This window comes from Streptococcus mitis, assembly GCF_946190115.1.
GTDB classification, from domain to species: domain Bacteria; phylum Bacillota; class Bacilli; order Lactobacillales; family Streptococcaceae; genus Streptococcus; species Streptococcus mitis_CO.
Genome location: NZ_CAMHZG010000010.1, coordinates 78347 through 85034, shown reverse-complemented (window position 1 = coordinate 85034; position 6688 = coordinate 78347). Strand labels below are relative to the sequence as shown.

General features: G+C 44.0%; 5 protein-coding genes and 1 pseudogene. 1 reads left to right on the top strand and 5 read right to left on the bottom strand.

Features of this window, described 5'->3' with window-relative positions; genetic code table 11:
• Positions 1-396, top strand: a pseudogene (locus tag N8L90_RS07005) (Rpn family recombination-promoting nuclease/putative transposase); the annotation flags it as partial.
• A gap of 666 nt (positions 397-1062) precedes the next feature.
• Here the strand turns inward: N8L90_RS07005 and recG are convergent.
• Genes recG through N8L90_RS06980 form a run of 5 tightly spaced genes read right to left on the bottom strand, consistent with a single transcriptional unit; the run spans position 1063 to position 6661 of the window.
• Positions 1063-3078: an ATP-dependent DNA helicase RecG gene (gene recG, locus N8L90_RS07000; RefSeq protein WP_261024793.1), complete on the bottom strand. Its 2016-nt coding sequence runs from the start codon at positions 3076-3078 to the stop codon at positions 1063-1065.
• 18 nt (positions 3079-3096) lie between these two features.
• On the bottom strand, positions 3097-4200 hold the full coding sequence (gene alr, locus N8L90_RS06995) for an alanine racemase (protein ID WP_261024791.1): 1104 nt from the start codon (positions 4198-4200) through the stop codon (positions 3097-3099).
• Complete coding sequence (gene acpS, locus N8L90_RS06990; RefSeq protein WP_033681488.1) at positions 4190-4552, bottom strand: holo-ACP synthase; 363 nt, start codon at positions 4550-4552, stop codon at positions 4190-4192. The genes alr and acpS overlap by 11 nt, the downstream gene beginning before the upstream one ends.
• A gap of 44 nt (positions 4553-4596) precedes the next feature.
• Positions 4597-5628, bottom strand: a complete 1032-nt coding sequence (locus tag N8L90_RS06985) for a 3-deoxy-7-phosphoheptulonate synthase (RefSeq protein WP_261024788.1) — start codon at positions 5626-5628, stop codon at positions 4597-4599.
• Between the two features lies 1 nt (position 5629).
• A complete protein-coding gene (locus N8L90_RS06980; protein ID WP_004258559.1) occupies positions 5630-6661 on the bottom strand; it encodes a 3-deoxy-7-phosphoheptulonate synthase in 1032 nt (343 codons plus the stop codon).
• Between the last annotated feature and the right edge of the window lie 27 nt (positions 6662-6688).

Genomic DNA, 6688 nt, shown 5'->3' with positions numbered 1-6688 from the left:
AAGATGGCGTTCTTGGAATTAAAAAAATACAGAGAAACCAGCAAAGACGAGGTTCGCAAGCCGTGGTTGGAGTTTTTCGGGAATAAACCCTTTACCCAGCAACCCGAGCGAGCTATCAGTCAGGCAGATCAACTGCTAGACTACAAGAGCTGGTCCGAGGAGGACAGGAAAATGTTTAGTCAACTACGTATGCGAGAAGAACAAGCCTTGTTAGCACAGGACTATGCCTTGGAACAAGCTGAAGAAAAGGGCTTAGAGCGTGGGAAAGTTGAAGGGAGTTTGTCTATGCTATTAAATCTAGTCCGTCAAGGTCTTTTGCCTTCTGAAGTTGCCAGTCAACAGTTGAGTATGACTGTCTCTGAGTTTGAAGAACTATTGAAAGAGCATCATAAATAAGAACTAAAAAATATAGAGAAACCAGAAAAGACGAGGTTCGCAAGCCGTGGTTGGAGTTTTTGTAAATCATTAAATCAATGACAGATTTTTCCGTAATAGATGGGAGAATCTGTTTTTTTAGTTATGCTAGATGTGGGCTCTGAAATAGTAAGATATAGTGTATTGAAATAAGATATGAACAAAGAAATTAGGAAAGTCAAATTATAGTTAAATGAAATAAAAACTGAACAAATTGATTGCGGAATTCAAGCTAATTTCTAGCAATGTTTTAGAAAACTCGGTGGACTATTTCGGATTCAATCTACTATAATTTCTAGAAATTTTTTAGAATCCGCAGTGTGCTATTTTAGATTCAATAAATTGTGCTTTTAGAAACAAAAAAAGAGCATTTCCGCTCTTTCTTCTCCTATTCAATCTTATTTTGTTGCTTCTTTCTTTTGGAAAGTGGTTTGGTAATTTACTTTAATCGTTACGGTCATGTAAGAGTCCTCGTTTCTTTTTGATGACTCTAGTATAAAGGCCAAACCTGAAAGCTAGCTTAAGATTTCCTTAGAGAAAGCTTATACTCAATGAAAATCAAAGAGCAAACTAGGAAACTAGCCGCAGGCTGTACTTGAGTACGGCAAGGCGAAGTTAACGTGGTTTGAATTTGATTTTCGAAGAGTATTAATCTAAATGTTCTTTCTTTTCCAAGTGAAGGGCAATCATGCGCCACTCTGGATCCTCTTGCCAGCCTTCTATAGAACTAATATAGCTAGCCACTTTTCTGGCTTCTTCTAAAATAGGAAAATCTTCGATAATATCAGCCACTTGGAACTCTGGAAGTCCTGACTGTCTGGTTCCAAAAATTTCACCTGAACCACGCATTTTCAAATCTTCCTCCGCAAGGACAAATCCATTGGTGGTTTCTGTCATGATGCGCATGCGGTCTTTCCCAGAATCAGTCTTGGGATTAGCAACAAGAACAGCATAGGACTGCTTGTCCCCCCGACCCACACGACCTCTGAGCTGGTGAAGCTGACTGAGGCCGAAGCGATCCGCATCGATGATAATCATGACAGTTGCATTGGGAACATTAACCCCAACCTCAATAACCGTTGTCGAAACCAGAATATCCGTTTTTCGCTCTTTGAACTCCTGCATAATCTGGTCTTTTTCGTCACTCTTCATCTTACCATGTAGAAGAGCCACCTTTGCCTTGCCTGCAAAATGAGCTGTCAACTCCTCTGATAAGGCAATAGCATTTTTCAAATCCAGAGCTTCTGATTCTTCAATCAAAGGAGAGATGACATAGGCTTGAGAACCTTTTTGGATTTCCCCCTCTAACCAAGTCAAGACCTGAGGCAATTGCTCATGCTTGATCCAACGTGTCACAATGGGTTTCCGACCCGCAGGCATCTGGTCGATAATGGAAACATCCATATCTCCAAAGGCTGTGATGGCCAAGGTTCGTGGGATGGGAGTCGCCGTCATCATGAGAACATCTGGGTTGTCCCCTTTTTCCCGTAAAATACGCCTTTGCCCCACACCAAAACGGTGCTGCTCATCGATGATAATCAAGCCCAGACGAGCATAATCTACCCCATCCTGAATCAGAGCGTGGGTTCCGATAATCAAATCAGCTTCACCCTTGACAATAGTCTCCAAGACTTCTCTCTTTTCTGCAGCTTTCAAGGAACCTGTCAAAAGAGCCAGTTTCAAGTCTGGGAAGAGACTCTGTAGACTCTCAAAATGTTGCTCTGCGAGGATTTCTGTTGGTACCATGAGGGCTGCTTGGTAGCCAGCCGTCACTGTCGCATACATAGCCAAGCCAGCGACTACCGTTTTCCCGCTCCCCACGTCCCCTTGTAGAAGACGATTCATGTGGTGATCGGACTTCATGTCGGTCAAAATTTCCTGCAAACTCTTTTCCTGAGCTGGGGTCAGGGCAAAAGGTAGATTTTCTTTAACTGCTGTCACTTTTTCCTGAGACCAGTCCAGGACCAGACCGCTTCCCTGAACTCTATTTTCAGACTTGAGCGTCTGTAACTGCATTTGAAAGTAAAAGAGTTCCTCAAACTTGATACGGCGAAGGGCCTGCTTGTATTCAGCCAAATCCTTGGGGAAATGCATGGCACGAACGGCCTGACAACGGGACATGAGTTTGTATTTGTCCAGCAAGGACTGGGGCAGATTTTCCTCAATCAAGAGGTCCAGTCCCTGATCAAAGGCCGTCTTGATGACCTTTACCAGACTGGCTTGACTGATTCCCTGAGCCAGACGATAGACTGGCTGGAGGTCATCTTCCACCTGAGCCAGGACCTTCATCCCAGTCAGACTAGCCTTGGCGCGGTCCCATTTTCCAAAGACAGCAAGGGTTGCTCCCAACTCTATCTTATCTGCTAGATAGGGCTGGTTAAAGAAGTTCACCGCAAAAACGACTTCTCCCTGCTTGAGGCTAAAGCGCAGGCGATTGCGCTTGAATCCATAATACTGGACACTGGCAGGAGTCACGACTTGACCAGATAGGACTGCCTTCTCCCCATCTTCCAGTTCCAGCACTTGCTTGGTTTTGAAGTCTTCATAACGGAAAGGAAAGTAGAGCAAGAGGTCTTGCAAATTTTCAATTCCTAGTTTGGCGTACTTCTCTGCTGACTTTGATCCCACACCAGGTAAGACATGCAAGGGTTGATGTAGATTCATGCTCCACTCCTTTCTTTTCTAATAATATTCTCTCGGAATACGGTCGCTGAGAAGACAAACCACCTCATAGTTAATAGTCCCACGGTAGGCCGCTACCTGAGTAGCTGTGATTTCCTTGCCCCCATTAGAACCAATCAAGGTTACTTTGGTTCCCAGCGGATAAAGCTTAGGCAGACGAATGGTGATTTGGTCCATAGATACCCGCCCAACGATTGGGCAAGCTTGCCCATCTACTAAGACAGAGAAATTCTGCATATCTCGTGTCCAACCATCCGCATAGCCAATTGGTACCGTCGCGATGACTTGCTCGCTATCCGCTTGATAAGTTGCTCCATAGCCCATACAAGCTCCAGCTGAAACTGTCTTGACATGAACCAGAGCAGATTCCAAAATCAAGGCCGGTATCAAGTCATAAGGCAAGTCCAAGACCTCTCCACTAGGGTTAAGACCATACATAGCATCTCCCATACGGACCGCATTGAAAATAGTCTCTGCATGCCAAAGAGTCGTTGCCGAGTTGCTGGCATGAACCAGCTCTGGAAGACCTTTCATACTTTCCAAAATAGTTTTAAACCGTTCTAACTGGGCATTAAAGTAGTCATCTGATTTCTCGTCTGCAGTAGCAAAGTGGGTAAAAATCCCTTCAACACAAGCACCGTGTTGTTGGAGCAAGTCTTGAGCCTGCTCAGCCTCACTAGCCTCTCTAAAACCAATCCGTCCCATGCCTGAATCAATCTTGAGGTGGACTGTCAATCCAGTTAGGTCAGCTTCCTTATCTAAGAGTGCTTGAACCCACTCCAGTCCAGCCACAGTCAAGGTGATGTCGTATTCTTTAGCTAGAGCAACAGCTTCGATTTCAGAAACTCCTAAAATAAGGATTCGTTTGCTGAGTCCAGCCTGTCTGAGTTCAATAGCCTCATCAATATTGGAAACGCAAAAACCATCAACATCATCTTGAATCGCCGTGGCAACAGCAACAGCTCCATGACCATAGGCATTAGCCTTGACTACTGCAAATTTGAGCGTTCCTTGAGGGATATGATCCCCCATTTGCTGAATATTTTGTCGAATAGTTCCCAGATGAATCAGAGCCTTGGTTGGTCTATGTGGACTAGCTTTCATGATTTTCCTCCAAAATGACACTGGCTGTCACAAACTGATCTGTGTGGCTGATAGACAGCCAAATCTTTCCTGAAAATGGTGACTGACTAAAATAAGGCGCCCCACGTTCATTGTTCAAGACTTCCAAATCCTGGAAACCGAGCTTACCAATACCAGTTCCCATGGCCTTGGAAAAGGCCTCCTTAGCCGACCAGCGACCAGCTAAATATTCAATCTGCCTGCGCCCTTTAAGACTGTTAAACCGTTCCATTTCCTTAGCGGTCAGCACGCGCTTAGCAAATCCTTCATGTCGTGTAACTGCGCTTTCTATCGAAGCCAATTCTTCGATGTCAATTCCGTGTCCAACTATCATTCTCATCAAAAGGAGTTGAGATTCCCCAACTCCATCCTTTTCACTTATTTTGTCAAGGTAGCATAAATCTCTTCTACCAAGGCCTCTGTATTTTCCCAACCTAGGCAAGGATCGGTAATGGAACATCCAAAGACCTCTGGTTGATTTTGACGACCATCTGCTAGGTAAGATTCAATCATAAAGCCTCGAACCGTCTTTTTGATTTTCTCATTCCAATCACGATTTTGCAAGGTCTGGCGAACAATTCGAATCTGCTCCATATATTGCTTGCCTGAATTATCATGGTTGGTGTCAATGAGGATAAAGGGATTTTCAAGTCCCATGGCTTCATAGCGTTCAATGGCATTTAGCAAAGTTTCATAGTAAAAGTTAGGCTCATTTTTCCCATATTCATTAACTGCACCACGAAGGATGACGTGGGCCAAGGGATTTCCTGAAGTCTCAACTTCTTGACCATGGAAGAGGAAGGTCTGTTTGTTCTGAGCGGCATAGATACCGTTAAACATGACCCCAAGGTTTCCTGAGGTTGGATTTTTCATCCCGACTGGTGCATCAATCCCTGAGGCTACAAAGCGGTGCTCTTGGTCTTCCACAGAACGAGCCCCCACAGCATGGTAGCTGACCAAATCATCTACCAAGACCAGATTTGATGGATAAAGCATCTCATCTGCCGTTGTCAAACCAGTCTCTGTAATCACGCGGTAATGCAACTGGCGTACAGCCTGCAAGCCGTTAATCAGGCTTGGAGCCTTAGAAGTATCTGGTTGGTGAACCAAACCTTTATAACCGTCTCCGTTGGTGCGTGGTTTAGCTGTATAAACACGCATAACCATGAAAATTTTGTCCGCCACCTTCTTTTGCAAGGCAGATAAACGGCGAGCATATTCCAATACAGCTTCTTCATTATCAGAAGAACAAGGACCAATCACCAAAAGGATACGGTCATCTTCTCCTGAAATAATGTCTGCCAATTCTCTATCACGACGCTCCTTTAGTCGCAAGGTTTCCGCAGACAATTGGGTTTCTGCCTTGATTGCTTCAATATCGATTTCTTGACCTTTTTCAATAAATGCCATCTTATTCTCCTAGCGTTTGGTAAATTTCTCTGACAAGGACTTCCGTGTTTTCCCAGCCAAGGCAAGGGTCCGTGATAGACTTGCCAAATACTTCTGGTTCGTTCTGACGGCCGTCTTCTAGATAAGACTCAATCATAAAGCCACGAACGTACTGCTTGATTTTTTCATTCCAATCACGGTTAATCAAGGTCTGGCGGACAATTCGAATTTGGTCCATATATTGCTTACCAGAGTTGTCATGATTAGTGTCCACAATGATAAATGGATTTTCCAAGCCCATCTTCTCATACTGGGCAATAGTATCCATCAAATTATCATAGTAGTAGTTAGGAATATTCTTACCATACTCATTAATCGCTCCACGAAGAATGGCGTGCGAAAGTGGGTTCCCAGTTGTTTCCACTTCTTTTCCTAGGAAAAGGAAACTTTGTTTATTTTGAGCAGCATAAATCCCATTAAACATAACATTGAGATTTCCAGATGTTGGATTTTTAAAACCAGTCGCGAAATCTGCCCCACTTGCCACAAAGCGGTGTTGCTGGTCTTCAACTGAACGGGCACCAACCGCCATATAAGAAATCAAATCATCTACAAGCGGAAGATTTTCAGGATAAAGCATTTCATCAGCTGTTGTCATACCAGTTTCCGTGATGACACGATAGTGAAGATGGCGAACAGCTTTGATTCCGTTGATGAGGCTTGGCGCTTCTGTCGCGTTAGGCTGGTGAATCAAGCCCTTGTATCCATCTCCATTAGTACGAGGTTTGGCTGTATAAACACGCATAACCATAAAGATACGGTCTGCTACTTCTTCTTGCAAAGCTGCCAAACGCTTAGCGTACTCAAGGACAGCTTCTTCATTGTCAGATGAGCATGGCCCGATTACCAAGAGAATTCGTTGATCTTCTCCACGTATAATGGCTTCTAGCTCTTGATCGCGCTGTGATTTTCTCTCCAAAGCTTGGCCTTCTAATTTTGATAAGGCACGAACTTCTTCAATATTAATTTTAGGACTTTTTGCTGTAAATACCATAACTCATCTCCTTATAAATCAAACGGA